General features: G+C 54.5%; 22 protein-coding genes and 1 tRNA gene. 10 read left to right on the forward strand and 13 right to left on the reverse strand.

Going from position 1 to position 24,728, the window contains the following annotated elements:
* Nucleotides 1-443: 443 nt before the first annotated feature.
* The 5 genes from clpX to CPH65_RS20240 form a co-directional block, all read right to left on the reverse strand.
* Nucleotides 444-1,712, reverse strand: coding sequence for an ATP-dependent Clp protease ATP-binding subunit ClpX (clpX, locus tag CPH65_RS20220; RefSeq protein WP_096175517.1), 1,269 nt, complete (start codon nt 1,710-1,712; stop codon nt 444-446).
* A gap of 254 nt (nt 1,713-1,966) precedes the next feature.
* Nucleotides 1,967-2,614 carry an ATP-dependent Clp protease proteolytic subunit gene (locus tag CPH65_RS20225; protein ID WP_096175518.1) on the reverse strand — a complete coding sequence of 216 codons (648 nt, stop codon included), beginning with the start codon at nt 2,612-2,614 and terminating at the stop codon, nt 1,967-1,969.
* A 645-nt stretch (nt 2,615-3,259) separates the two neighbouring features.
* On the reverse strand, nt 3,260-4,609 hold the full coding sequence (gene tig / locus CPH65_RS20230) for a trigger factor (RefSeq protein WP_096175519.1): 1,350 nt from the start codon (nt 4,607-4,609) through the stop codon (nt 3,260-3,262).
* 214 nt (nt 4,610-4,823) lie between these two features.
* A tRNA-Leu gene (locus tag CPH65_RS20235) sits at nt 4,824-4,908 on the reverse strand.
* A gap of 201 nt (nt 4,909-5,109) precedes the next feature.
* The gene (locus tag CPH65_RS20240; RefSeq protein ID WP_096175520.1) at nt 5,110-6,741 is read right to left on the reverse strand and encodes an NAD(P)H-hydrate dehydratase; all 1,632 of its coding nucleotides are present in this window, start codon (nt 6,739-6,741) and stop codon (nt 5,110-5,112) included.
* 683 nt (nt 6,742-7,424) lie between these two features.
* Here CPH65_RS20240 and CPH65_RS20245 point away from each other — a divergent pair.
* From CPH65_RS20245 to CPH65_RS20255, 3 genes are all read left to right on the forward strand, one after another.
* Nucleotides 7,425-7,763: a P-II family nitrogen regulator gene (locus CPH65_RS20245; protein ID WP_096175521.1), complete on the forward strand. Its 339-nt coding sequence runs from the start codon at nt 7,425-7,427 to the stop codon at nt 7,761-7,763.
* A gap of 213 nt (nt 7,764-7,976) precedes the next feature.
* Nucleotides 7,977-9,386, forward strand: a complete 1,410-nt coding sequence (gene glnA, locus CPH65_RS20250) for a type I glutamate--ammonia ligase (RefSeq protein WP_096176533.1) — start codon at nt 7,977-7,979, stop codon at nt 9,384-9,386.
* A gap of 267 nt (nt 9,387-9,653) precedes the next feature.
* Nucleotides 9,654-10,115, forward strand: a complete 462-nt coding sequence (locus tag CPH65_RS20255; protein ID WP_096175522.1) for a hypothetical protein — start codon at nt 9,654-9,656, stop codon at nt 10,113-10,115.
* Between the two features lie 29 nt (nt 10,116-10,144).
* Here the strand turns inward: CPH65_RS20255 and CPH65_RS24030 are convergent, their stop codons facing one another.
* Nucleotides 10,145-10,318 (reverse strand): hypothetical protein, encoded by a 174-nt coding sequence (locus tag CPH65_RS24030; RefSeq protein ID WP_157747831.1) that lies wholly within the window; start codon nt 10,316-10,318, stop codon nt 10,145-10,147.
* 361 nt (nt 10,319-10,679) lie between these two features.
* Between CPH65_RS24030 and parE the strand changes: the two genes are divergently transcribed.
* From parE to CPH65_RS20290, 7 genes are all read left to right on the forward strand, one after another.
* Complete coding sequence (gene parE, locus CPH65_RS20260) at nt 10,680-12,761, forward strand: DNA topoisomerase IV subunit B (RefSeq protein ID WP_096175523.1); 2,082 nt, start codon at nt 10,680-10,682, stop codon at nt 12,759-12,761.
* A gap of 88 nt (nt 12,762-12,849) precedes the next feature.
* Entirely contained in the window at nt 12,850-13,209 is a 360-nt protein-coding gene (locus CPH65_RS20265) for a TIGR02301 family protein (protein WP_157747832.1), read from the forward strand.
* A gap of 176 nt (nt 13,210-13,385) precedes the next feature.
* Entirely contained in the window at nt 13,386-13,664 is a 279-nt protein-coding gene (locus tag CPH65_RS20270) for a hypothetical protein (protein ID WP_244574463.1), read from the forward strand.
* A 174-nt stretch (nt 13,665-13,838) separates the two neighbouring features.
* Nucleotides 13,839-14,549, forward strand: coding sequence for a hypothetical protein (locus tag CPH65_RS20275; RefSeq protein ID WP_244574464.1), 711 nt, complete (start codon nt 13,839-13,841; stop codon nt 14,547-14,549).
* 156 nt (nt 14,550-14,705) lie between these two features.
* On the forward strand, nt 14,706-15,149 hold the full coding sequence (locus CPH65_RS20280; protein WP_096175525.1) for a hypothetical protein: 444 nt from the start codon (nt 14,706-14,708) through the stop codon (nt 15,147-15,149).
* A gap of 236 nt (nt 15,150-15,385) precedes the next feature.
* On the forward strand, nt 15,386-16,891 hold the full coding sequence (locus CPH65_RS20285; protein WP_096175526.1) for a DEAD/DEAH box helicase: 1,506 nt from the start codon (nt 15,386-15,388) through the stop codon (nt 16,889-16,891).
* Nucleotides 16,892-17,274: 383 nt separating this feature from the next.
* Nucleotides 17,275-18,276 carry a GGDEF domain-containing protein gene (locus tag CPH65_RS20290; RefSeq protein ID WP_244574465.1) on the forward strand — a complete coding sequence of 334 codons (1,002 nt, stop codon included), beginning with the start codon at nt 17,275-17,277 and terminating at the stop codon, nt 18,274-18,276.
* A gap of 98 nt (nt 18,277-18,374) precedes the next feature.
* On the opposite strand, the gene CPH65_RS20295 is transcribed toward CPH65_RS20290, so the two are convergent.
* The 7 genes from CPH65_RS20295 to sufB form a co-directional block, all read right to left on the reverse strand.
* Nucleotides 18,375-18,761, reverse strand: coding sequence for an iron-sulfur cluster assembly accessory protein (locus CPH65_RS20295; RefSeq protein ID WP_096175528.1), 387 nt, complete (start codon nt 18,759-18,761; stop codon nt 18,375-18,377).
* Nucleotides 18,762-18,844: 83 nt separating this feature from the next.
* Nucleotides 18,845-19,234: an SUF system Fe-S cluster assembly protein gene (locus CPH65_RS20300; protein WP_096175529.1), complete on the reverse strand. Its 390-nt coding sequence runs from the start codon at nt 19,232-19,234 to the stop codon at nt 18,845-18,847.
* A 57-nt stretch (nt 19,235-19,291) separates the two neighbouring features.
* Nucleotides 19,292-20,539, reverse strand: a complete 1,248-nt coding sequence (locus CPH65_RS20305; protein WP_096175530.1) for a cysteine desulfurase — start codon at nt 20,537-20,539, stop codon at nt 19,292-19,294.
* Between the two features lie 57 nt (nt 20,540-20,596).
* Nucleotides 20,597-21,904 (reverse strand): Fe-S cluster assembly protein SufD, encoded by a 1,308-nt coding sequence (sufD, locus tag CPH65_RS20310; RefSeq protein ID WP_096175531.1) that lies wholly within the window; start codon nt 21,902-21,904, stop codon nt 20,597-20,599.
* Nucleotides 21,905-21,919: 15 nt separating this feature from the next.
* Entirely contained in the window at nt 21,920-22,669 is a 750-nt protein-coding gene (gene sufC / locus CPH65_RS20315; RefSeq protein ID WP_096175532.1) for a Fe-S cluster assembly ATPase SufC, read from the reverse strand.
* Between the two features lie 29 nt (nt 22,670-22,698).
* Complete coding sequence (locus CPH65_RS20320; protein WP_096175533.1) at nt 22,699-23,205, reverse strand: cupin domain-containing protein; 507 nt, start codon at nt 23,203-23,205, stop codon at nt 22,699-22,701.
* A 9-nt stretch (nt 23,206-23,214) separates the two neighbouring features.
* Nucleotides 23,215-24,699, reverse strand: a complete 1,485-nt coding sequence (sufB, locus tag CPH65_RS20325) for a Fe-S cluster assembly protein SufB (RefSeq protein ID WP_096176536.1) — start codon at nt 24,697-24,699, stop codon at nt 23,215-23,217.
* Nucleotides 24,700-24,728 lie beyond the last annotated feature (29 nt).

Raw genomic sequence — 24,728 nt, forward strand, 5'->3', positions numbered from 1 at the left:
TTGATTTGCCCTTCCGGTATAGACAGGACAATTCTGCGGCCGTAGATGGCCCGCAATCGTTCCGGCACGTTGCCCCACGCTCTTAAGCGAGCCAATGAGGTCATCTCGGTCACCGGTTAAATCGTGCGATTCACGAACATGTATGACTACACGGTACCACCTAGTTGGGGCTTGGTGACAGGCTTTTCAACCCACTCCACAATCCAGTATCGATATTGTGAACAAAGCCCAAGCCAATGCCAGAGCCAATGCCCGAGCCAATGGATTAAGCCTTGAACACATGCCCAATTGCCGGGCACTCAAACGCCCAAAACTCGGGATCCCGCCGCCTTACAGACAATCCTGACTGAGGGTCGCGCAAAGCCCCGAGCGATCAAGCCCGGACAAAAAAGGGCGACCAGAGGCCGCCCAATTCAAATCTCGATTTCGGCGTCCACTGGCTTTCAAGCCGTGGAGGGCTCAGCCTCTTTGTTGATGTCACTGTAGATATACAGCGGGCGCGCCTCGCCGGTCACCACATCACCCGAGATCACCACTTCCTCGACCCCTTCAAGACCGGGAAGCTCATACATGGTATCGAGCAGGATGCCTTCCAGGATCGAACGCAGGCCACGAGCACCGGTTTTGCGGTCAATGGCTTTCTTGGCGACCGCACGCAAGGCTTCCTCATGGAATGTCAGGCGCACGCCTTCCATCTCAAAGAGAGCTTGATACTGCTTGACGATGGCGTTCTTGGGCAGTGAAAGAATAGAGATCAGCGCGTCTTCATCCAGATCTTCAAGCGTCGCCAGAACAGGCAAACGACCGACAAATTCAGGAATAAGGCCGAATTTCAGTAGATCTTCCGGTTCCAGTTCACGGAACAGCTCACCAGTGCCGCGTTCGTCAGCATCCTTGACCTTGGCCGAGAACCCGATGGACGTATCATTGCCGCGCTGGGAAATGATCTTGTCCAGGCCCGCAAAGGCACCACCACAGATGAACAAAATGTTCGAGGTGTCGACCTGAAGGAATTCCTGCTGCGGATGTTTCCGACCACCCTGAGGTGGAACGGACGCAACGGTGCCTTCCATGATTTTCAGAAGGGCCTGCTGAACACCCTCACCCGATACATCCCGCGTGATGGATGGATTGTCCGACTTGCGAGAAATCTTATCGATCTCGTCGATATAGACGATGCCGCGTTGCGCCTGTTCGACATTGTAGTCGGCAGCCTGCAGCAGTTTGAGAATGATATTCTCGACATCTTCACCGACATAGCCCGCTTCGGTCAGCGTCGTCGCGTCAGCCATCGTGAACGGCACATCAAGGATACGGGCCATGGTCTGGGCAAGGAAGGTCTTACCGCAACCGGTTGGGCCAATCAGCATGATGTTGGACTTGGCAAGCTCAATATCTGTGCTTTTCTTGCCATGACTGAGGCGTTTGTAATGGTTGTGAACGGCAACGGCAAGCACACGTTTGGCACGATCCTGGCCGATGACGTAATCGTCGAGCACTTCGCAAATCTCATGCGGAGTGGGAATACCGTCCTTGGACTTGACCATCGAGGACTTGTTTTCCTCACGGATGATATCCATGCACAATTCAACGCATTCATCACAGATGAACACAGTTGGACCTGCGATCAGCTTGCGCACTTCATGTTGGCTCTTGCCGCAAAAGGAACAGTAAAGCGTGTTTTTGCTATCGCCACCACCGGCCTTGCTCATGTAGGTGCCTCTTCTTTCGTTGCCACCAGACCGAACCTAATATCCTGTCTGGCTGTCTAGTTTATGGTGCACAGCACTGGCTGCAAGCAAAATAAACCCGTCTGACTACCGCCAAATGCATAATTTTGCCAAAAAGGCTCAAACACCGGCAGATTTCTAAAAGCATGTACCCCAAAACATCAACATTAACTTAACACTGGTATTTGGGATCGGTCGCGGCAGCCTAGCTTGAATGCCGCCGCATAGAACCGGCCTTAGTCTTTCTTGTTGCCTTCTTCGCCGTTTTCACCGAGCGAAGACCGGTTTTCAACCACCTGATCCACCAGACCCCAGTCAAGGGCTTCTCCAGCGGTCATGAAGTGGTCGCGATCAAGGGTCTTCTCCACTGTATCATAATCCTGATCACAGTGCTTGACATAGACCTCGTTGAGGCGCCGCTTCATCTTCAGGATGTCTTCGGCGTGACGCTGGATATCCGACGCCTGCCCCTGAAAACCACCAGAAGGCTGATGAACCATGATGCGCGCGTTCGGCAAGGCAAAACGCATGTCTTTCTCACCTGCGCACAGCAGCAATGACCCCATCGACGCGGCCTGCCCCATGCAGAGCGTGGCAACCGGCGGCTTGATGAACTGCATCGTGTCGTAGATGGCCATGCCGGCCGTAACGACCCCGCCGGGCGAATTGATGTAGAGCGAAATCTCCTTCTTCGGATTTTCCGCTTCCAGATACAGCAACTGAGCGCTAACCAAGGTCGCCATATGATCTTCGATCGGCCCGGTGATAAAAATCACGCGCTCTTTGAGCAACCGTGAGAAGATATCATAGGCGCGTTCCCCGCGGTTGGACTGCTCCACCACCATCGGGACCAAATTCATTGCAAGATCAATTGGATCCTTCATTGCACTTCCCTTATTCAGGCGGGATGGCATTCCGACTCACCAAACCGCGCCGTTTTTGTCACCGAATTCCCGTCACGAGAATAAGGCAATCCGATGGCAACAAGCCACCATTGAAAACCCAAGCAAATCGCGGGCCAGCCCCGACACATGACCAAGACACACCAAACCGAGGCATTTTGATCACAGGATCTGCATGTAACCTTTGCGACAAAGACGATGCAAAGCCGACATTCGAATCGCCACGACAGATCTTTTGTCACTCCTATCACTCAGAGAGTGAAAAAATTACTGACGTCGCACCACAGGAGCGGCACCTTGGGGAAGAATTCGGTCGGCTGAAATCCTATCCACGTAACATAGGGTCTGACCAGCCCCATTCAACGCACAAAGTGAATAGAAATGGTGAACACTTCCCTTACCGCTCGTTTTTCGCCATTCGTTCAGCCGTGGAAAGCTGCAAAGCGCTTGATTCTACGCGGCTTCTTCGCGCCCAAAATGCGCATCAGACAGTCCACGCAACCACCAAAACGAACGGGATAAAACCGGCAGCCGCTCATTCGCTGATGGCAGACCAACAAATGTCCCTTAAAGAAAAACGCCCACCAGAGCTGGCAGGCGTTTTTCTTATTTCACAAAAAGCAAGGCTTACTCGTCATCTTCAGACGCGAGTTTCTCCAGCTCTTCCTTGGTGACGGTCTTGTCGTCAACCTTCACCAGTTCGAGCAGGTAGTCCACGACCTTCTCTTCGAAGATAGGCGCACGAATGGATGCAAGCGCCTCAGCGTTCTGGGTGTAATATTCAAACACCTGACGCTCCTGACCTGGGAACTGCTGGGCACGCTGCATGATGCCGCGCTGCACTTCCTCGTCAGCGACCTTGATTTCGTTCTTCTCGCCAATTTCCGACAGAACGAGACCCAGACGCACACGACGTTCGGCGATGGATTTGTATTCTTCCTGCGCCTTTTCTTCGGTGGTGTCTTCATCTTCAAAGGTCTTGCCCGCTTCATTCATTTCAGCGGTGACCTGTTGCCAGATGTTGTTGAATTCCTGCTCCAGAAGGGTCGGCGGCACGTCGAACTTGTGCAACTCGTCCATCTTGTCCAGAAGCTGGCGCTTGACGCGCTGACGCGTCAGGGCACCATACTGCGAAACGATCTGGTCCTTGATGATTTCCTTGAGCTTTTCAAGGGATTCAAGGCCAAGCTTGGTCGCAAATTCATCATTGAGCTCGAGTTCGCCCGGCGCCTGAACTTCCTTCACGACAACATCGAATTCAGCTTCCTTGCCGGCGAGGTGCGCTGCACCGTAATCCGCAGGGAAAGAAACCTTCACAACGCTTTCGTCACCGGCGGAAAGACCAACAAGCTGCTCTTCGAAGCCGGGAATGAACTGGCCAGAGCCAATAACGAGCTGGCCGTTTTCGTCAGCACCACCGTCGAATGGCTCGCCATCAATTTTGCCGAGGTAAGACATGACAACCTTGTCGCCATTCTCGGCTTTGCCTTCTTTGGCTTCGAACGGGCGGGAGCTTTCGGCGATCTGGGTAAGACGCTCGTCAACTTCGCTGTCTTCCACTTCAACGACCGGGCGCTCGATTTCAACGCCGGACACGTCTGCCACTTCAAAGCTGGGCAGCACTTCATAGATGATGTCGAATTCAAGATCCGCCTTGCCATCCATGATTTGCTCAGCTTCAGCTTCGTCTTCGGTCAGCTTGTACTGGGGCTGCATGGCAGCCTTTTCCTCACGCTCTTCAAGCGTGCTCCGAGTGGTCTCGCCGATCAGCTCCTGAACGATCTCGCTCATCAGAGCCTTGCCGTGCAGTTTACGAACATGAGATGCCGGCACCTTGCCTGGGCGGAAGCCGTTGATTTTAACCTGGCCCTTGATCTCATCGATTTTGGCCACGAGTTTGGCTTCGAGATCAGAGGCAGGAACGACGACTTTCAGTTCGCGTTTCAGACCTTCGGACAGGGTTTCAGTTACCTGCATATCAATCTGCTTTCGTTCTTGTATTCGCTATGGTTCAGGGCATTCGACCAAGTGTGCCTTACCAGACGATCACTCAAAGAGCCCAAATTCGTTTCGATTGCTGTTGCCGAATGCGCTAGCGCCATGAGCATCAACAAAGACAGGCCGCCATTCATACCGGCAGCCTCTCCCAATCTCCTCCCCTTTTCCAAAACAGTCGGAAAAAGGAAGCCAATGGTACGGGTGGAGGGACTTGAACCCCCACGGCTCGCGCCACCAGAACCTAAATCTGGCGTGTCTACCAATTCCACCACACCCGCACAGCGCAGCGCACAACGCGCCAGCAAATCGAGCGGAGCCTCTATAACACCCGATCTGGAAAGCGCAAAGGAAAATTCACATTCCATCCAGAATTCCCCGTCCCAGCAGGGGAAGTTACCCCCAAAAGCCAAAGAAATTCTGCAATTTTGCCCATTTTTGCGCTATCGACCTTTCACAACAGGCAGACTTGGCGGGTGCTGTCAGTCGTCCATGCCGAGCCATTCAGAGGCATTGAAGTCAGACGGGATCAACTCTCCCAGTTGTTCATAGATCTGCGGAAGAAGCTCCGGCAGATCCTCTGCGATCAAACCCGGCCCAAAGGATCGCCCGGCCCGGCCATGCAGCCAGACGCCCGCACAAGCCGCATCAAGGGTCGGCATCCCCTGAGCCATCAGGCCAGCGACAACGCCAATCAGCACATCCCCACTCCCGGCGGTCGCCAGATACGGGATCCCCTGACTGTGGATCACCGCCTGCCCGTCCGGGCTGGCGATCACGCTGTCTGCACCCTTGAGCACAACCACAGCGCCGCTACGCTTGGCCGCAAGTAAGGCACAATCGAGCTTTGACAGCCCCTTGTCCTCACGCACTCTGTGGGACAGATCAGGAAACAGCCGCGCAAACTCACCTTCATGGGGCGTCATGACGAGACAGCCTGAAAGCGCGGCAGGGCTGTCCTTCAAGATCGCAAGGGAAATCTCACCCGCCTCGATCCCGTCAGACAGGCAACTAATGGCATCGGCGTCGATCAGAATCGAAAGATCCTTCTCCAGAGTACGATAGAGCAACTGGCGGCGGCCACTATCAGTACCGAGTGCCGGCCCGGCAACAATCACATCATGGCTTCGGCGTGCGAGCGCCGCGTCAAGCGCATCCGCGTCATCAACAGGCTCGACCATCACCGCCGTCACACAGGAGGCCACAAGCGCCGCAGCATTGGTGGGAGGCGCCAAAGTCACTAACCCGGCGCCGGCCCGCAAGGCAGAACGGGCTGCAAGTCGCGCAGCCCCACTGTGAAACTGATCGCCGCACAGCACCAGACAATGCCCGCGATGAAACTTGTGATCAGCCAGCCGCCCCAACGCGATACTTGCCAGAGGTTTCAGCGCTTCAGGCCAGTTGTCGAGCCACAGGGACGGCGCATTCTCCAAAGCACAAGAGCCGCTCTCGTCGAGAACCTCGTCCTTGATACCGATATCGACACAATCCACATGACCGCAAGAGGCCTTACCCGGATAGAGCAGATGCCCCGGCTTCTTGCGGAAAAAGGTCACCGTGCCATCCGCGCGAACAGCGGCTCCACCGATCTGACCACTGCGCCCATCGACACCGCTGGGCAAATCGACAGAGAGAATCGGCAAGCCGCTCTTGTTGAGCGCATCAACAATCTCGGCCAACTCGCCAGTGATTGGCCGCGTCAAACCGGCACCGAACAAGGCATCAATCACCAGATCGGCGTCCTCCCAGAGACGCGGCGAAATCGAGAACACCTCATCGCCCCACTCATCGGCGGCGAGCCGCGCATCTCCTGACAGCTCCTCCACATCAACCAGGCAGCCCAGAAGGACACTCCAGCCTTCTTCCTCGAGCAATTGCGCGGCAACAAATCCATCGCCGCCATTGTTGCCCGGACCACACAGGATGCAGACCATACCCGAAGCCCCCGAGCCGGTCCTCTCCTCCAAGAGATCGATCGCGGCATCGGCCACGGCCTTGCCAGCCACCTGCATCAGCTCGATGCCGGGCGTTCCACTCTCTATTGTGAGCTGATCAGCTTTGCCCATTTGCTCGGGCGTGAGGATCTCCACGACATGCTCCAGCGCTTCAACCATCAGCTCGCTCTCCTATAGATGTGCTGCCAAATTGATCCACATGGCAGAGTTTGAGGTGGTTTGAGACTAACCACAGCGCGAGCTCAGAACAATCTCCACGCATCCATTCAGGCCGATTTACATCGATATGCACACAAAGAATGCAGGCTGCCCGCTTCGTGATCTTCGTCGCCCCAAAGACAGACCAAGCACAGCAAATGAGGGTAGCAAGTCCAAAAAGAAGCGTCATTTCGCTCAAAAAGCCCCGCCCACATCAAACCGGACCAAAATGCCCTCAAATTATGCAAAAGGCGCCCCGTCACAGGCGCCGAGATGCACAATCAATCCAATTGCGAGGCAGCCAATGCCATACCCGACCGAGAGAATTGTTCACAAATTAATCATTTGCACATTTTTGCATCACATGCTTTCCCCAAAATGCCTGATAATTCGACCATACTCCACTGGTGAAACCGCACGTTTCCTGCTTTTATTTTCACCGACAGGATTGGCACGCAGAATGCATAAAATTTCACAACCTGGTTGGAACGTTGGCCCTATCGGCTTTCGTCGTCAGATTGGCATCGAAAACAACGCCCATCCAGTAAAAAATCGACCACTCGTAAGGTCTGCCGCATAAAGATTGGCCTTGGCAAAAAACCGCACAGGGCGCCCTAGGGCAGCAATTGGGGAAGCTAACAGCTATGAAAAAGATTGAGGCAATCATTAAACCCTTCAAACTTGATGAAGTGAAGGAAGCGCTGCAGGAAGTTGGTCTGCAGGGCATCACCGTCATCGAAGCCAAGGGTTTTGGCCGCCAAAAAGGCCATACCGAACTATATCGCGGCGCCGAGTATGTCGTAGACTTCCTCCCAAAGGTCAAAGTCGAAGTCATTCTTTCTGACGATCAGGTCGATCAGGCAATCGAAGCCATCCAGAAAGCGGCCCAGACCGGGCGCATCGGCGATGGCAAGATCTTCATTTCCTCTGTGGAACAGGCGATTCGCATTCGTACCGGCGAGACTGGCGACGAAGCTATCTGATGGATGCGGACGTCTACGGGTACAGCCCGCAGGCGTCCCCTACCAATCACACACCTTTTCCCGAGCAATATCGGTCGCTAGACCCAAAAAAATCAAACCCAATCAACAGCAACAGGTAAAACCCGAGCGTCCTCCCATGAAACCGAGCACATGCCGCATGACGGAGTGCTGGAACAAGGGGCTTTCGGTCAACAGGCAGTAAAGGATACTGGAATGAGCACACCTGCTGAAATCGTAAAGATGATCGCGGATGAAGAAGTGAAATATGTTGATATTCGCTTCACCGATCCGCGTGGCAAGCTGCAGCACGTCACCGTCATGGAAGACCAGGTAGACGAAGACTTCCTTGAAGAAGGATTGATGTTCGATGGCTCCTCCATCGGAGGCTGGAAATCCATTGAAGCTTCTGACATGAAGCTGATGCCTGATTGCAACAGCGCCTACCTCGATCCTTTCTACGCCGAGAAAACTCTTTGCGTACACTGCACCGTCGTTGAGCCAGACACCGGTGCAGCTTATGATCGCGACCCGCGCGGCACCGCAGAAAAAGCGGAAGCTTACCTGAAATCCTCGGGTATCGGCGACGTGTCCTACTGGGGTCCTGAAGCTGAATTCTTCCTCTTCGACGACGTGCGCTATTCCAACAGCATGAACAAAGTGTCCTACGAAGTAGACGCCATTGATGCTGCATGGAATACCGACAGCGAATATGAAACCGGCAACATGGGCCATCGTCCGGGCATCAAGGGCGGTTATTTCCCCGTGAACCCGACCGACCACGCTCAGGACATCCGGTCCGAAATGCTTTCCACCATGAAAGCACTCGGCATGAAAGTCGACAAGCATCACCACGAAGTGGCGTCCTGTCAGCACGAACTCGGCCTGATCTTCGGCTCCCTGACCCATCAGGCTGACGAACTGCAGAAATACAAATATGTCATCCATAACGTTGCACAGGCATACGGCAAAACCGCCACCTTCATGCCCAAGCCGATCTATGGCGACAACGGCACCGGCATGCACTGCAACATGTCCATCTGGAAAGACGGCGCTCCGCTGTTCGCTGGCGACAAATATGCTGACCTGTCCGACGAAGCGCTGTACTTCATCGGCGGCATACTGAAGCATGCCAAGACCCTGAACGCCTTCACCAACCCGTCCACCAACTCCTACAAGCGCCTGATCCCAGGCTTCGAAGCTCCGGTTCTTCGCGCTTACTCGGCACGGAACCGTTCTGGCTGCGTCCGTATTCCTTGGACTGAAAGCCCGAAAGCAAAACGCGTTGAAGCCCGTTTCCCTGATCCGTCCGCCAACCCGTACCTCTGCTTCGCAGCTCTGCTGATGGCTGGCCTTGACGGCATCAAAAACAAAATCGATCCGGGCCCGGCAATGGACAAGAACCTCTACGATCTGCCTGCTGAAGAACTCGAAGGCATCCCGACCGTTTGTGGTTCGCTTCGTGAAGCCATCGATTGCCTCAAAGCAGACCATGAATTCCTGCTCGCTGGTGACGTGTTCACCAAAAGCCAGATCGAAGGCTACATCGATCTTAAAATGGAAGAAATCGAGCTGTTCGAACACACGCCGCATCCGGTTGAGTTCGCAATGTACTACAGCTGCTAATGTGTTTGGCACAGCCAAACACGCCGCAGTGAACCTCTTGTAAGGACTTCGCAGCGGCAGGTGCTTTTCTCAAAAGCACCGAGAGCAACAACCAAAAAAGGGCCGGCTATGCTGGCCCTTTTTCTTTGCAAGAGGTTATCCATTCCACAACTATGCCAAAATAAAATTCTTCATTTCAACCGAGAGCTTAAAGATCTATCCATAATTTTAGGCGCTCTATTTTGAAAAGATTGACGACCGTAAAAAGCAAACTCTTAAGGATGTAAAATGAAACGCTGGCAACCGCAAACGATCTATGCGGAGCATAAAGATGCACTTTCAAAACTAGATGAGTATATCGATACCCAAATTTCCCCAATAGACACTCTGGCAACCATCGCAAAGAAATTTGTTTCAGAATCCGGAGTAGTTTTGATCGCACACCCTGTTTTGAAACAGACGCTACAGGGTTTTGAAGGGGGCGAAAGCCTCGGAGCCGGATGTTCCTTCGACCTGCTCCATACCAAGGGCCTCGCCAGATTATCAATCCAGCTCCAAATCAAACATGACTATCTTGTACTAGAAACAATTGATACCGAAACTAAAAAACCATCTCGCCGGCACATGAAGGTCGACCTAAAGTTGAGAGAACCCAAAAAATCGAAGCAGGTGCTTCAGAAAATCGAAGCTGGATTTAAGAAATACGATACAGAAACCCTAATTTCGAGGTTCCTCAACAAATTCAAATGAAGCTGCTTTTTCTCACAGCGAGGTGGAAGCTAGATCAAGAGGAAGAACAGCGCCAGAACAAAGGTTGCCGTCACATTGATACCCAACCGCAGACCGATGCTTCCATCATCGCGGATCTGCGCACGATCCGCCCGATAGAGGCTCGATTTCAGTTCGAACACGGACGTTCGCAGATTATCGATATCGGTTTCTACCCGTTCCATGTGGCGTTCCGTTATCCGTTCCCGTTTGCAACCATAGATCGGCAGCCCAGAGCACTTGCCACAAAACACTACCGCTACGAAGGTTAAGAAAGATTAACCATAATTACAGAACTGGACAAATGCAGAGAAAAGTTTGCACCCGGACAAATTGGTCACTCTCCCCGTCTCCGATCGCCCACAGCAGCCGCAGGTAAGGTGACACAAGGTGCTGATCTGTTCTTTGGCCAAACGCCAGCAATTTTCCTGCTCACTCTCTTGACCGGACCATGCTACATGAAGACATTGTGGGTTTGAAATGGCGTATGATTCGACAGGTCAACCGCGCCGAACCTTTTTTGTTTTCTCCAAACATGGGTAGTCAATGTCCGCGTCAGATGATCTCTTTGCTGCAATGCCAACGCCAAAAGGGCCAGACAACAAGACCCAGAAGGCGGCGCACAAACCGGCACAGACAAAACCGACAGCAGCGATCCCGACCGCGGGAAAGGCAGCCCCAACCATTCCTGAAGCCAAGGCTGACTACACAGCAGCCGACATTGAGGTGCTCGAAGGGCTTGAGCCCGTGCGCCGTCGCCCCGGCATGTATATCGGCGGCACGGATGAAAAGGCGCTGCACCACCTGTTCGCCGAAGTCATCGACAACTCCATGGACGAGGCCGTAGCCGGATATGCCTCCTGGATTGAGGTCGAACTTCAGGCCAACAACACCTTGGTCATAACGGACAACGGGCGCGGCATTCCGGTCGACCCGCATCCCAAATTCAAGGACAAGTCGGCACTCGAGGTCATCTTGACCACGCTCCACGCGGGCGGCAAGTTCGATTCCAAGGTCTACGAGACCTCGGGCGGCCTGCACGGTGTCGGGGTGTCCGTGGTCAACGCCCTGTCTGAAAGCCTCGTTGTGGAAGTGGCCCGCAACAAAAAGCTCTATCGCCAGAGCTTTGCCCGCGGCATCGCGCAGGGTCAGATCGAGGAGCTGGGCGACGTGCATAATCGGCGCGGCACCAAGGTCTCATTCAAGCCCGATTACGAGATATTCGGCAAGAAAGCGCGCTTCAAGCCCGAGCAGCTGCTGAATATGGCCCGCTCGAAAGCCTATCTGTTTGGCGGCGTTGAAATCCGTTGGGCCTGCGCTCCCGAATTGCTGGAACACGCGTCTGATGTACCGGCAAAAGCCACATTCCACTTCCCCGGTGGCCTCAAGGACTATCTCTCAGCCACGCTTGGCAAGCAGAATTTCGTGACGCGCGAGATCTTTGCCGGCAAGACCGAAAAGACCGGCGGGCACGGCGCTGTCGAGTGGGCCGTGTGCTGGTATGGTGGTGACGGCTTTTCTCACTCCTATTGTAACACCGTGCCAACCCCGGAAGGCGGTACACACGAAAGTGGCCTTAGAACAGCCCTCCTCCGTGGCCTGAAAAACTATGCGGAACTGACCAACAACAAGAAGGGTGCCCTGATCAGCGCCGACGACGTGATGACAAGCGCCGGCGCCCTGCTCTCGGTCTTCATTCGTGAACCCGAGTTTGTCGGCCAGACCAAGGATCGACTGGCGACGACAGCCGCAACCCGCATCGTCGAGCAGGCCTTGCGCGATCAGTTCGACCACTGGCTGACCAATGCACCGCAGCAGGCCAATCAGTTGCTCGACTGGGTTGTTGACCGCGCAGAGGAACGCCTCCGCCGCCGCAAGGAACGCGATGTAAACCGCAAGTCCGCCGTGCGCAAGCTGCGCCTACCCGGCAAACTCGCGGACTGCTCACAAAACGCCAAGGGCGACACCGAGCTGTTCATCGTCGAGGGCGATTCCGCTGGTGGCTCGGCCAAACAGGCACGCAACCGCAAAACCCAGGCCATCCTGCCCTTGCGCGGCAAGATCCTCAATGTCGCCAACGCCAGCGCAGACAAACTGCACGCCAACCAGTTGCTGGCTGATCTGGTACAGGCCCTCGGCTGTGGCACACGCAAGAACTACAACGACGAAGAGCTCAGATACGACCGTATCATCATCATGACGGACGCGGACGTCGACGGTGCCCATATCGCCTCTTTGCTGCTGACCTACTTCCAGCGTGAGATGCCGCAACTGATTCACAACGGCCACCTTTATTTGGCCATCCCGCCGCTTTATCGTATCTCACAGGGCGGCAAAACCCTTTATGCCCGCGATGATCAGCACAAGGATGAGCTGCTCGCATCCGAGTTCAAGGGCAAGGGGAAAATCGACATCGGGCGCTTCAAGGGTCTTGGTGAAATGCTGCCCGCTCAGTTGAAAGAAACCACGATGGACCCCAGCAATCGGACGTTGTTGCGGGTGCAGATCGTTGACATGGTTCCGGGCGAAACCAAGGAAGCCGTGACGCGCCTGATGGGCAACAAGCCCGAGTCACGCTTTGAGTTCATTCAGGAAAATGCAGCCTTTGCGACCGATCTCGACATCTAGACCGACCCCACGAAGCGCCGGGCACGAGACGCACACAGCTCGAAAGCGGGTTGATGCCGCACGACCTTTGCGCATATCGCTGTTTCTGATGCTTTTGATCACGGCATTCGCAGCACCGGGCCAATCGGTCGCCATCGAAAACAACCTGCCCCCTTATGAACAGAGCCTCAGACGCCTGAGCGCGGTGGTCGGTGCCCTGATGTATCTCGACCCACTTTGCAATGGCAGTAAACCGCAGGTCTGGCACGATCAGATGGCGGCCATTTTGGAAGCCGAAAATGCCGATGATACGCGCCAGCGGCAGCTGACCGACCGCTTTAACAAAAGCTATCGGACCTTCGCCGACACCTATAGCCAGTGCAACGCTCAAGCCAAAAAGATCACCAAGATCTACCATACGGAAGGGCAGAACCTGCTGACCAATCTCAAGCTGAGACATACGCGCTAGGCGCATCCGCAATTAACCATACCGGTTAATTTCTACGGAAAACTTTAACCTTTTGGAAACCTTTGCCTTCATCGACCTGCAAAGCATGTTAGAACCGATACATCCCGCAAGGCACTCTCCACACGAGAGTCTCAACTGCGGGGTCGATGGTCTGAAATCAAAAGAGCAAGGTTCTAATGGGAAATTTTTCGCAAAACAAATCCGGTTGCACCCCCCAGCTAGACACCATCGAAATAGACCGCCAGAAACAAGAGGCCCTCGGCCTCCTCGATGAAATCTGGGATCAGGCCTGCGACGACGGCCTTAATCTCGATTGTCTCGCTCATGCAGCCCTGTTTCAGGCTCTTTCCAGCCTCGTTCTGGTCTATGGCGAGGAATCGGTTGCCCGCATGGTCTCCAAGTTGCCGGAACGGCTGAGATGCGGGGACTACACCCTCGGGCGCAATCTGCAATAACCATCTGTAACCGCCAAAACACAGCGCGTGTCCAATAAGCCACTTAGCCTGCTTTGTCCTTGCAATGGCCGAAGTGTCATAGGACTATGGCTGACCTCAGGACACAGACCGATGGCGGCAAATATGATGCGCTCCCTCTTTGGATTTTTTCTTGTAGCAAGCTCAAGTCTCGGGATGTCCCTCGAGGTACCCGAAGCGTCCGCACAGGGCAGTCAGGTCACCACCGAGCGGATCATCACCCTGCCCCGCTACTCGGCCTCAAGTGACGATATGCCCGCCACGGTCGGCCCCGACGCAGAAGCATCCGCCACCTCCAGGGCCAGCGTCAACGGAGAGATCAAGAGCGAAGCGCCCGTGGTGCCGCCAAATGTCGATGATGTCGAGATTGAAGACATCACAACACGCCCCTCATCGCCTCCTCCTCAGATTTTCCGCGACACAGCAGCCCTCCCGCGTCCTGTCGCGCGCATGTATGACGCGATCTACAGCGCCAGTCTGACCGGGAATATCGAGGCTCTGCGCCTTCCCATCGAGATGAATGAAATGCCGCCAGTGCTCGGTCTTGAGGGCAACGAAGGCGATCCCATTGACCAGCTGCGCGCCCTGTCGGGCGATCCTGACGGCGCAGAAATTCTCGCCATCATGGCCGAGGTGCTGGAGAGCGGCTTTGTCCATGTTGGACAAGGCACACCTCAGGAGATGTATGTCTGGCCTTACCTTGCCAACTATCCCTTCTCGGCCCTGACACAAGCTCAGAAAGTGGATCTATTCAGGCTCGTAACGTCGGGAGATGTGGAAGAGATGCAGGCCATCGGACAATATTATTTCTTCCGCCTCGGCATTGCCCCGGACGGAACGTGGCACTACTTTGTCGCAGGCGATTGAGGCTCTTTGCGATTTAGAGGCGCATCGGGCAGCTTGAACCAGCCCAAGTTTTACCCCATATTGGGGCGACACTGTGCCTTCACACCTTAACGGCACAATCCAAATTGCGGGGGCAATGAGATGGCACGGCGAAGCCGAAGAACCCGGGGAAAGCTCTTGGCCCCGCCACACGCGGACAGACAGCAATTCCACCTCGAGAAAACGGCATCGTCCTGCCCTTTTAACAACAATGCCAGCTATAGTTCGGTTGTCCGCCGCACAATCCTTTTCCAGTTGCGCCTCGCAGCAGATGGCCTTCGTGACCTGCTGCTCAGCCCCATTTGCGTGATCGCGGCGCTTCTCGGCTTGCTCAAGCCGGACAATCCAAGCTGGGCACTGGATCGCCTGATGAGCTTTGGCCGGGTGACGGACCATTGGATCAATCTGTTCGAGCAGAATGAACAATTGCCCGAACAGGAGCGCGCACAGACCAGTGATGATCTGTTCGACCATATGGAAACCGAAGTGAAGCGCCGCATGGACCCGGAAACGGTGCCCGAAGATGTATCATGGTCGAGCGGTCTTTCGGCATTTGTCGGCAAGAAACCAGCCAGCAACTGACCAACACGCGCCAGTCGTCCGCATCGATTTTTGGGTGAGCTTGGGGAAAAGCGACTGATTCACTCTATTTGCCCATCAAATAAACCCTAATCGAGCCATTCCATTGACAAATCGTGACAAAATCGTATGGTTCGGCAGAATTCTAAACGAACGCCGGTGTTTTTGGTGTGTCTGACCCCTGTTGGGCACGAGCAAAAGGCTTCCAAAACATCCGCTAACAATGGTTCCATCAACGGATGAAATTTTCGGATCTAGGCCTGAGTGATAAAGTCCTCGCAGCCGTAGAGGCAGCGGGCTATGTAGAACCCACACCAATTCAGGCACAAGCTATACCCCACGTTCTTGCCCGCAAGGATGTTCTCGGAGTCGCGCAAACCGGCACCGGGAAAACGGCATCGTTCACCCTGCCGATGCTATCGCTTCTTGAGAGTGGTAGAGCCCGTGCGCGTATGCCTCGTACGCTTATCTTGGAACCGACCCGCGAGCTTGCCGCTCAGGTTCAGCAGAGCTTTGAATCCTACGGCAAGAACCACCGTCTGACTGTTTCTCTTCTGATCGGCGGCGTATCCTTTGCCGAACAGCTGAAAAAGCTTGATCGCGGCGCAGATGTCCTGATTGCGACACCCGGCCGCCTGCTTGACCATTTCGAACGTGGCAAGCTGCTCCTGACCGGTGTTGAAACCTTTGTCGTCGATGAAGCCGACAGGATGCTCGACATGGGTTTTGTCCCCGATATCGAACGGATCTGCAAGCTTCTGCCCTTTACCCGTCAGACCGTTTTCTTCTCGGCAACCATGCCCAAGGAAATCCAGACCCTCACAGAGCAGTTTCTGCATAATCCTGTGCGGATCGAGGCGTCTCCTGCGGCATCAACCGCCAAGACGATCACCCAGCGCTTAATCGCCTCGGGCAACAAACCCTGGGACAAGCGCGAGACCTTGCGCTCGCAGATCGAAGGCGCGACCGATCTCAAAAACGCTATTGTCTTCTGCAACCGTAAGCGCGACGTGGCCACACTTCAGCGCTCGCTGTCCAAACACGGCTTCAACGCCGGCTCTCTGCATGGCGACATGGACCAGAGCTCGCGTATGGCGACGCTGGACGGCTTCAAGAATGGCACGATCAGCATTTTGGTTGCCAGCGATGTTGCTGCCCGAGGCCTCGACATCCCTACCGTGAGCCATGTTTTCAACTTCGATATGCCCACGCACGCCGAGGACTATGTCCACCGCATCGGTAGAACCGGACGCGCCGGACGCGAAGGGCTCGCAATCTCCATTGTGACCAAAGCCGACAGAAAATATGTCGATGCCATCGAGAAGCTGATCGATGAAAAGATCGAATGGCTCGGTGAAATGGACTTCACCTCGTCCGAAGGCGAAGACGACACGGCAGCGGATGCAAAACGCTCCCGCCGTGGTGGTCGGAGCAAAAAGGCCAAGAACGACGATCAATCGAACGATAATCGTCAGGCAAAGTCTGAGAACAAGCCCTCGCGGTCCAAACCCAAGCAGAGCGATAACGAACCTGCCAGCAAGCCGGACGTAGCGAAGGACCCCGCTCCCAGAAGCGAGACCAAACGGACAGCGCCCAGTCAGTCACGCGGCAACAACAATTCCCGCCGCAATCGGGATCGCGATGACAAGCAAGTGATCGGAATGGGCGATCATGTGCCAGCATTCCTGTTGCAGCCGATCCGGCCGCCCAAGAGCAGTTCCGAGGGTAGCGAAACAGCCGAATAGATTCAGCTGTTTCCCACCACACCTGCAAAAATTACCTATGGCTGCAAAATTCTGAGACACATTCGCGCTTTAGCCAGAAGATTTTTGCAAAAAAGAAGCAAAAATGTCGACTTTTCGATCAGAAAGTTCCCTACGCAAAATCGCAGAAATCATCGAAAATTTCTCAAGCCTTTGAAAATATGAGGAATTTTCGTTGTATTATCGAGCGTACAAAATCCCCCACTTAACGTCGTTTTAAGCCTTCATCGAATATTCTATTCGACATATTGGGGTAACGAGGGATCGTGTGCTAGCACACTAAGTCGATAGCGATGGAAAACGGCGACTATAAACGCACATACATTTACGGTGAGTCAGCTCTTGGCAATTTGAAGAAAAATCAAATGCCCGCTTATCCGCGCAATTATGAGATCTGGTACACCTATGCAGCCGGCTTCAACCGGGGCCTGAACAAGGCCATAAACGATATTCTGCGAGCCCATGGCACCATCACGCCAGGCCAACTCGACACGATTTATTCCGAACATCTTGCTCCCAACCGCCTCAACGATCGCATCGAGGAGGTCGGCGGCAAGATATCGACGGAACTGCGCTCCATTGTGCGCGAAGTCGAAGAATATGTCAGCACCGCAAGCAACTATGGTGATGCTCTTGTTGGTGCGTCGAAAAACCTGTCAATGACGGAAGACCGTCAGGTCATTCGCCAGATTGTCTCCGAGCTCATCAATGAAACCAAGGATGTGGAAGAGCAGAACCGCGCCTTGAGCGAACAGCTCGCAACTTCGCAGGCGCAAGTCGTGGAACTGCGTGAAACGCTCGATACCATCCGGTACGAGTCCCTCACCGACGATCTGACCACCCTTGCCAATCGCAAGCATTTTGATCGATCGCTGCAACAGGCCATGGAAGAAGCAGAACACACCGGTGATCCGCTGACACTTCTGATGACCGACATCGACCATTTCAAAAAGTTCAATGACACATTCGGACACCAGACAGGCGATCAGGTCCTGCGCCTCGTTGCGATCGCGGTGAAACAGAATGTGAAGGGTCAGGACATCCCCTGCCGTTATGGTGGCGAAGAATTTGCGGTCATCCTGCCCAAGACGAACCTGCGGCAGGCTCTAGCCGTGGCAGAAAATATCCGCAAGGCTGTGATGGCCAAGGAACTGATCAAGCGCTCTACCGGCGAAAATCTCGGCAGGATCACAATTTCCATTGGGTGTTCGAGCTACGCTCCGGGCGATTCGATTCAGGAAGTGATCGAGCGTGCCGACCAGTGTCTCTATGCAGCCAAACGCAGCGGGCGCAATCTGGTCAAGTGCGAAACCGATCCGGACGTGGATGTGCTGGAAACAGCCATCACCACGACAGGCGCGGCATAGTCCTGAAAGACAATGTGAAGACAAACAAAAAGCGGCCCGAGAGCCGCTTTTTTGTATTCGAATTTCTTCTCAAACTCTGGGTCTCAGCCTGATCCAACTCACTGCGCCGCCTTGAGCGCCTCAAGCTTGGATGGATCAACCGGCGTCAGCGACACCGACTCGCCACAGCCGCAAGCCGACGATTCATTGGGATTGTTGAAGGTAAAGCCCGTGCGGAACTTGCCCACCTCGTAGCCCATCTCCGTGCCGAGCAGAAAGAGAACGGCTTTCGGGTCAACAAAGACCGAAACCCCTTTCTCTTCGACCACATCATCGGCAGGATCGATATCCACGACTTTGTCCAGAACATATTCCATACCTGCGCAGCCACCATTTTTCACCCCGATGCGAATGCCCTTGATGGCAACGTCCGAGGATTCCATAATGGTCCGGATGCGCTCCGCTGCGTCATCACTGATGCTTAGTACGTTGAATTTGCCTGCCATTTCCAGCTTTCCTCAACGGTGCGAACAGTCGCACCATTTGTGTCTGTCGAGTTCATGTCTTGCTACTGTCCCTTGATATGGGGTCAGTACCAATTGATCGCAATCTTGGCTTCTTCACTCATGCGATCTGGAGTCCACGGCGGATCAAAAACCATATTGACGGTCACGAGCCCCACGCCAGCGACGGAACTCACCGCATTTTCTACCCAGCCGGGCATTTCACCCGCAACTGGACAGCCAGGGGCCGTGAGCGTCATGTCGACCTCGACATTGCGATCATCATCGATATCGACCCGGTAGATCAGGCCGATTTCATAGATGTCTGCCGGAATCTCCGGGTCATAAACCGTCTTCAGAGCCGCAATGATGTCTTGCGTCAAGCGCTCCAGTTCATCCGCAGGGATTCCCGCCGCCTGCTCAATGCTTGGCATATTCGGCTCGGCAAACTCGGTCTCTGGTTGGGTTTCACTCATCATCTCATATCCGTTTACTTCAGACGCATTCCAATAGGGATCCAGTCGCAACACTGATCAGCCAAAAAAGTCTCTTGCTTTCATCAAGGCCTCTGCAAGGGAATCCACTTCCTGCTTCGTATTGTAAAGACCAAACGACGCACGGCAAGTCGATGTGACACCAAAGCGTGTCATCAACGGCTGCGCACAGTGCGTCCCGGCCCTGACTGCAATGCCCGACCGGTCAATAACCATCGATATATCATGGGCATGAATTCCTTCCATTTCAAAGGAAACGATCGCACCCTTGTTCTTGGCCTGCCCGATGATCCGCAGAGAATTGATCGCGGAAAGTCGCTCGTGCGCATAGGCACACAGGTCGGCTTCATGGGCGGCAATGGCTTCGCGGCCTATCCCTTCCATATAGTCAAGGGCAACGCCCAATCCAATAGCCTGCACGATCGGAGGCGTTCCAGCCTCAAATTTATGCGGCACCTCGCCATAGGTCACACCATCAAGGGTCACGTCCTTGATCATCTCGCCCCCACCCATATAGGGCGGCATGGCATCAAGCAGCTCCATTTTGCCATAAAGCACGCCGATCCCGGAAGGGCCATAAAGCTTGTGGCCCGTGATGGCATAGAAGTCGGCATCCAGATCCTGCACATCAATCGGCATGTGAACAGCGCTCTGGCTGCCATCAACCAGCACCTTGGCTCCAGCCGCATGGGCCTTCTCGATGACCTCCTTGATCGGCACGATGGTCCCCAGCGCATTGGACATATGCGTGATGGCGACGATCTTGGTCTTCTCGCTGAGGAGCGCTTCGAACTCTTCCATCAGGAAGTTGCCCTCATCATCCACCGGCGCCCATTTGATGGTCACACCGAAGCGCTCGCGAAAGAAATTCCACGGCACGATGTTGGAATGATGCTCCATGATCGAGAGGATGATCTCATCCCCTTCTTTGAGCACCATGCCACCATAGGAACTGGCGACCAGATTGATCGCCTCGGTCGAGGACCGCGTGAAAACCAGATTGTTCACCGAAGGCGCATTGAGAAAGCGGCGCACTTTCTCGCGTGCCGCCTCGAAATTGTCTGTCGCCATATTGGAAAGGAAATGCAGCCCGCGATGCACATTGGCGTAGCCCTGAGAATAGCTCTCGGTAATCGCGTCAATCACCGCCCGAGGCTTCTGGGCCGACGCGCCGTTGTCCAGATACACAAGCGGCTTGCCATAAACCTCCCGCGACAGAATGGGAAAGTCTGCTCGAATGGCGTCGATATCATAAGCGGCCGCAGGGGCCAGTGCTGGTGACTGCATGATCCATCATCCTGAATTGGAAGCAGGACCGATCAAACGGTCCTGCATTTTGCACACTCAGTATTCCACGCCAAGACGCTCGGCTACATAGCCTTCCAGCGCTTCAACGAACTGTTCATTGGAGACATTCTCAATCGCTTCTGCAAGGAAGGCGAGAACGAGCATCTTCTTGGCATAGTCGGCCGGAATGCCGCGCGCCTTGAGATAGAAGAGCAGGTCTTCATCAAGCTCACCACACGTCGCACCATGGGCACAAATCACATCGTCAGCATAGATCTCCAGCTCGGGCTTGTTGTAGAAAGCCGCATCTTCGGACAGAAGAAGCGCCTGGCTCATCATTTGCCCGTCCGTTTTCTGAGCAATTTGGCGAACGATGATCTTGCCTTGGAACACGCCTTCGGCCTTGTCATCCATCACCGTGCGATACTGCTCCTTGGAATTGCAGTTGGGCACGGCATGATCGACAAACAGCGTGATATCACTGTGCTGGGTCCCATCAACGATGGTTGTCCCGAACAGCTCGGCATCACTGAATTCGCCTTCGAAGCGCACGAAGGCCTGAGAGCGAACGAACTTGCCACCGGTCGACATGGTGAAATGCTCGAACTTGCACTCGGCACCGAGGATCGCCGTCGTGGACCCGACGTGAATGGCGTCCGCTCCGTCATTGAGCATACGCATCACGTTGACATTCGCCCCGTCGGCGATGCGGTAGTCGATCGCGCTGTTGAGCTGATAGGCATCGTCATCACCGACATAGCTTTCCAGCAAATCGACATGAACGCCCTTGGCCACCACAACGCGGTTGCGAATGGTCGACATGCCACCACCGATCATCACGTTGCGGATTTCGATGGGTTTATCAAGCTCCACCCCTTCGGCAATCTCGATGATCACACCGTCCTGCAACAGGGCGGTGTTGAGCGATAAGGCCATATCACCATCACTGATTTCAGGTGCATCAAGAGCGAATTGCCCCGCCTGCAACGCATCAGAAACCGAGGTGATCCGCACCTTGTCACCGAGCGCATCCAGATCGGACAGATCGGGACGGAAAGCACCATTGGCGATCACCAGACGATTGCGTTCAACGCCCTTGAAGACCCGTGCGGTATCAAGCTGTTCGGACAGTTTGGCGTCATCCACCGGTCCGGCAAGCGCCAGATTGGCTGGCATGACACGCTTGAGATCGGAGTATTTCCACTCTTCGACCCGCTTGTTCGGCAGGCCGGTCTCGGAAAACTTGCTGGCAGCCGCAGACCGAAGAGCCGCGAACCCGGACGTTCCGGGAAGCTCGCTCTGCACGGTCTTCAAAACCGACTCCATGGCCTCGTCCGAGGCCGTCTTTACTACAGGAAGTACCATTGTTGTTCCTCCCGCTTACGCTGCTTCGCCGGTGAACTGGGCATAGCCTTTTTCTTCCAGCTCGAGCGCGAGGTCCTTGTCGCCGGTCTTCACGATCTGGCCCTTGTACATCACATGCACAACGTCCGGCACGATATAGTCGAGCAAGCGCTGATAGTGGGTGATGATGAGCATGGAACGCTCTGGCGAACGCAGGGCATTCACACCATCGGACACGATGCGAAGCGCGTCGATATCGAGACCGGAGTCGGTCTCGTCAAGAATGCAGAGCTTGGGCTCCAAAAGTGCCATCTGAAGGATCTCGTTGCGTTTCTTCTCGCCACCGGAAAAACCGACGTTGAGCGGACGACGCAGCATTTCTTGACTGACATTCAAGCTTGCTGATAGTGCTTTGACTTTCTTCATGAAATCCGGTGTGCTGATTTCGCCTTCCTCGCGCGCGACGCGCTGCGCATTGAGCGCGGTCTTCAGGAAGGTCATGTTCGACACGCCCGGAATTTCAATCGGATACTGCATGGCAAGAAACAGGCCGACGGCAGCGCGCTCTTCCGGTTCCATCTCCAGAACATTCTCACCATAGAAGAGCACTTCGCCCTCGGTGATTTCATAGTCGTCCTTGCCCGCCAGCACATAGGAGAGCGTGGACTTGCCAGAGCCGTTTGGGCCCATGATGGCGTGTACTTCACCAGCCTTGATGGTCAGGTTGATACCATTGAGGATTTTGTTGCCTTCGACTTCGGCATGAAGATTTTTGATTTCCAACATCGCATTGTTCCTTTTGGGGCGTCAGCGTCTCAGCTTTCGCCATCCCAATAATCGTATGCATCGGACAAGCGTCCGATATGTTTGAATTCGGCTTTGTGCAAGGATCCGTCTTCGCTTCGGGCAATGACCACAAACTTTCCAGAATCGGGATACTCGACAACCTCGGGCTGAAGCAGAGTGGATAGAGCCAAATATTTCATTGGCAATGAACCGGTGTTGATGATCTGATGTGCATTCTCTGCTCCACCCACCGGCGCTGCTAGCAAATCACCCGCCTTCACCGCATGAGTTTGATCTCCAAACCGGTAGCTCCCCTCACCTTCAAGGATGAAGAAAGCCTCTTCGTTGCTTGAATGAACATGAAAAGGAACGGCCTTCTTGCCCGGCTCCAGCACAACAATGCTGCATCCGATTTTTTCAAGACCGACCAGAGACCCAAGTCGTGCTCTCAAGCACCGGTACTGATCACCGTTGCCGAATTCTGCCAATTCCAAATCAGCAATATTGGCAATCGGATTTTTCGTTTCATTGGCCATGGAAACACCCTAACCCACTGACCCTTCAAGCGAGATATTGATCAGCTTCTGCGCTTCGACGGCAAACTCCATCGGCAGTTGCTGGATCACATCCTTGACGAACCCGTTGACGATAAGCGCAACCGCTTCTTCTTCACCGATGCCGCGAGCCCGGCAATAGAACATCTGATCATCAGATATCTTGGAGGTCGTTGCCTCATGCTCGAAGATGGCAGATGCGTTCTTGCTCTCGATATAGGGCACGGTGTGAGCGCCACACTGATCCCCGATCAACAGACTGTCGCACTGGGTGAAGTTTCGCGCGTTGGAGGCCTTCTTGTTGGCCGCGACAAGCCCGCGATAGGTGTTGTTCGACCGTCCGGCGGAAATCCCCTTGGAGATGATCCTTGATGAGGTGTTCTTGCCCAGATGGGTCATCTTGGTGCCGCTGTCGATCTGCTGATAGCCGTTCGAGATGGCAATCGAGTAGAATTCGCCAACGGTGTTGTCACCACGCAGGATGCAGCTGGGGTATTTCCATGTGATCGCAGAGCCGGTCTCGACCTGTGTCCAGGAAATCTTGGCATTGTCCTCGCGGCAGTCACCTCGCTTGGTCACGAAGTTGTAGATGCCACCCTTGCCTTCGCTGTCGCCCGGATACCAGTTCTGGACCGTCGAATATTTGATTTCGGCGTCTTCCAGAGCAATCAGTTCCACCACGGCAGCATGAAGCTGGTTCTCGTCACGCTGCGGCGCGGTGCAGCCTTCGAGATAGGAGACGTAAGACCCCTTGTCCGCAATGATCAACGTGCGCTCGAACTGTCCGGTGTTCTGCTCATTGATGCGGAAATAGGTGGACAGCTCCATTGGGCAGCGAACACCCGGCGGCACATAGACGAACGAGCCGTCAGTAAAGACCGCGCTGTTCAGCGTTGCATAGAAGTTGTCAGAAACAGGCACGACCGACGCCAGATACTTCTTCACCAGCTCGGGATGCTCACGGATCGCTTCGGATATCGAGCAGAAGATCACGCCAGCCTTGTGCAGCTCTTCCTTGAAGGTCGTTGCAACTGAAACGGAATCAAACACCGCATCAACGGCAACCCTGGAATACTGGCGGTTTTCTTCCGAAACACCGGCGAGGATTTCCTGTTCCTGAAGCGGAATGCCAAGCTTGGCGTAGGTGCTCAGAAGCTCCGGATCCACCTCATCAAGGCTGTTCGGCCCTTCGGCCACCTTGGGTGCGGAATAATAATAGATATCGTTGAATTTCGGCTTCGGGTATTCGAGCTTGGCCCACGTCGGCTCTTCCATGGTCAGCCAGCGCTTGTACGCTTCCAGCCGCCATTCGAGCATCCATTCCGGCTCGTCCTTCTTGGCCGAGATGAAACGGATGATGTCTTCATTCAAACCGATCGGGGCTTTTTCAGACTCGATGTCCGTCACAAAGCCATATTTATATTGGTCAACGTCGATCTGCTTTACCTGATCGACCGTTTCCTTAACAGCAGCCATGCGCCACTCCATGTTTTGCGGTTTCAAAG

This window comes from Cohaesibacter sp. ES.047, assembly GCF_900215505.1.
In the GTDB taxonomy this organism is placed as follows: Bacteria; Pseudomonadota; Alphaproteobacteria; order Rhizobiales; family Cohaesibacteraceae; genus Cohaesibacter.

What these genes read in the sequence shown, in the direction of transcription:
- CPH65_RS20295 (WP_096175528.1), bottom strand. Translation starts at nt 18,761, where the DNA reads ATGGCAGGCAAATTCAACGTACTAAGCATCAGTGATGACGCAGCGGAG.
- parE (WP_096175523.1), top strand. Translation starts at nt 10,680, where the DNA reads ATGTCCGCGTCAGATGATCTCTTTGCTGCAATGCCAACGCCAAAAGGG.
- tig (WP_096175519.1), bottom strand. Translation starts at nt 4,609, where the DNA reads ATGCAGGTAACTGAAACCCTGTCCGAAGGTCTGAAACGCGAACTGAAA.
- CPH65_RS20290 (WP_244574465.1), top strand. Translation starts at nt 17,275, where the DNA reads ATGCCCGCTTATCCGCGCAATTATGAGATCTGGTACACCTATGCAGCC.
- sufC (WP_096175532.1), bottom strand. Translation starts at nt 22,669, where the DNA reads ATGTTGGAAATCAAAAATCTTCATGCCGAAGTCGAAGGCAACAAAATC.
- clpX (WP_096175517.1), bottom strand. Translation starts at nt 1,712, where the DNA reads ATGAGCAAGGCCGGTGGTGGCGATAGCAAAAACACGCTTTACTGTTCC.
- CPH65_RS20240 (WP_096175520.1), bottom strand. Translation starts at nt 6,741, where the DNA reads ATGGTTGAAGCGCTGGAGCATGTCGTGGAGATCCTCACGCCCGAGCAA.
- CPH65_RS20275 (WP_244574464.1), top strand. Translation starts at nt 13,839, where the DNA reads ATGTCCCTCGAGGTACCCGAAGCGTCCGCACAGGGCAGTCAGGTCACC.
- CPH65_RS24030 (WP_157747831.1), bottom strand. Translation starts at nt 10,318, where the DNA reads ATGGAACGGGTAGAAACCGATATCGATAATCTGCGAACGTCCGTGTTC.
- CPH65_RS20305 (WP_096175530.1), bottom strand. Translation starts at nt 20,539, where the DNA reads ATGCAGTCACCAGCACTGGCCCCTGCGGCCGCTTATGATATCGACGCC.
- CPH65_RS20265 (WP_157747832.1), top strand. Translation starts at nt 12,850, where the DNA reads ATGCTTTTGATCACGGCATTCGCAGCACCGGGCCAATCGGTCGCCATC.
- CPH65_RS20320 (WP_096175533.1), bottom strand. Translation starts at nt 23,205, where the DNA reads ATGGCCAATGAAACGAAAAATCCGATTGCCAATATTGCTGATTTGGAA.
- CPH65_RS20300 (WP_096175529.1), bottom strand. Translation starts at nt 19,234, where the DNA reads ATGAGTGAAACCCAACCAGAGACCGAGTTTGCCGAGCCGAATATGCCA.
- CPH65_RS20225 (WP_096175518.1), bottom strand. Translation starts at nt 2,614, where the DNA reads ATGAAGGATCCAATTGATCTTGCAATGAATTTGGTCCCGATGGTGGTG.
- CPH65_RS20285 (WP_096175526.1), top strand. Translation starts at nt 15,386, where the DNA reads ATGAAATTTTCGGATCTAGGCCTGAGTGATAAAGTCCTCGCAGCCGTA.
- glnA (WP_096176533.1), top strand. Translation starts at nt 7,977, where the DNA reads ATGAGCACACCTGCTGAAATCGTAAAGATGATCGCGGATGAAGAAGTG.
- sufB (WP_096176536.1), bottom strand. Translation starts at nt 24,699, where the DNA reads ATGGCTGCTGTTAAGGAAACGGTCGATCAGGTAAAGCAGATCGACGTT.
- CPH65_RS20245 (WP_096175521.1), top strand. Translation starts at nt 7,425, where the DNA reads ATGAAAAAGATTGAGGCAATCATTAAACCCTTCAAACTTGATGAAGTG.
- sufD (WP_096175531.1), bottom strand. Translation starts at nt 21,904, where the DNA reads ATGGTACTTCCTGTAGTAAAGACGGCCTCGGACGAGGCCATGGAGTCG.
- CPH65_RS20255 (WP_096175522.1), top strand. Translation starts at nt 9,654, where the DNA reads ATGAAACGCTGGCAACCGCAAACGATCTATGCGGAGCATAAAGATGCA.
- CPH65_RS20270 (WP_244574463.1), top strand. Translation starts at nt 13,386, where the DNA reads ATGGGAAATTTTTCGCAAAACAAATCCGGTTGCACCCCCCAGCTAGAC.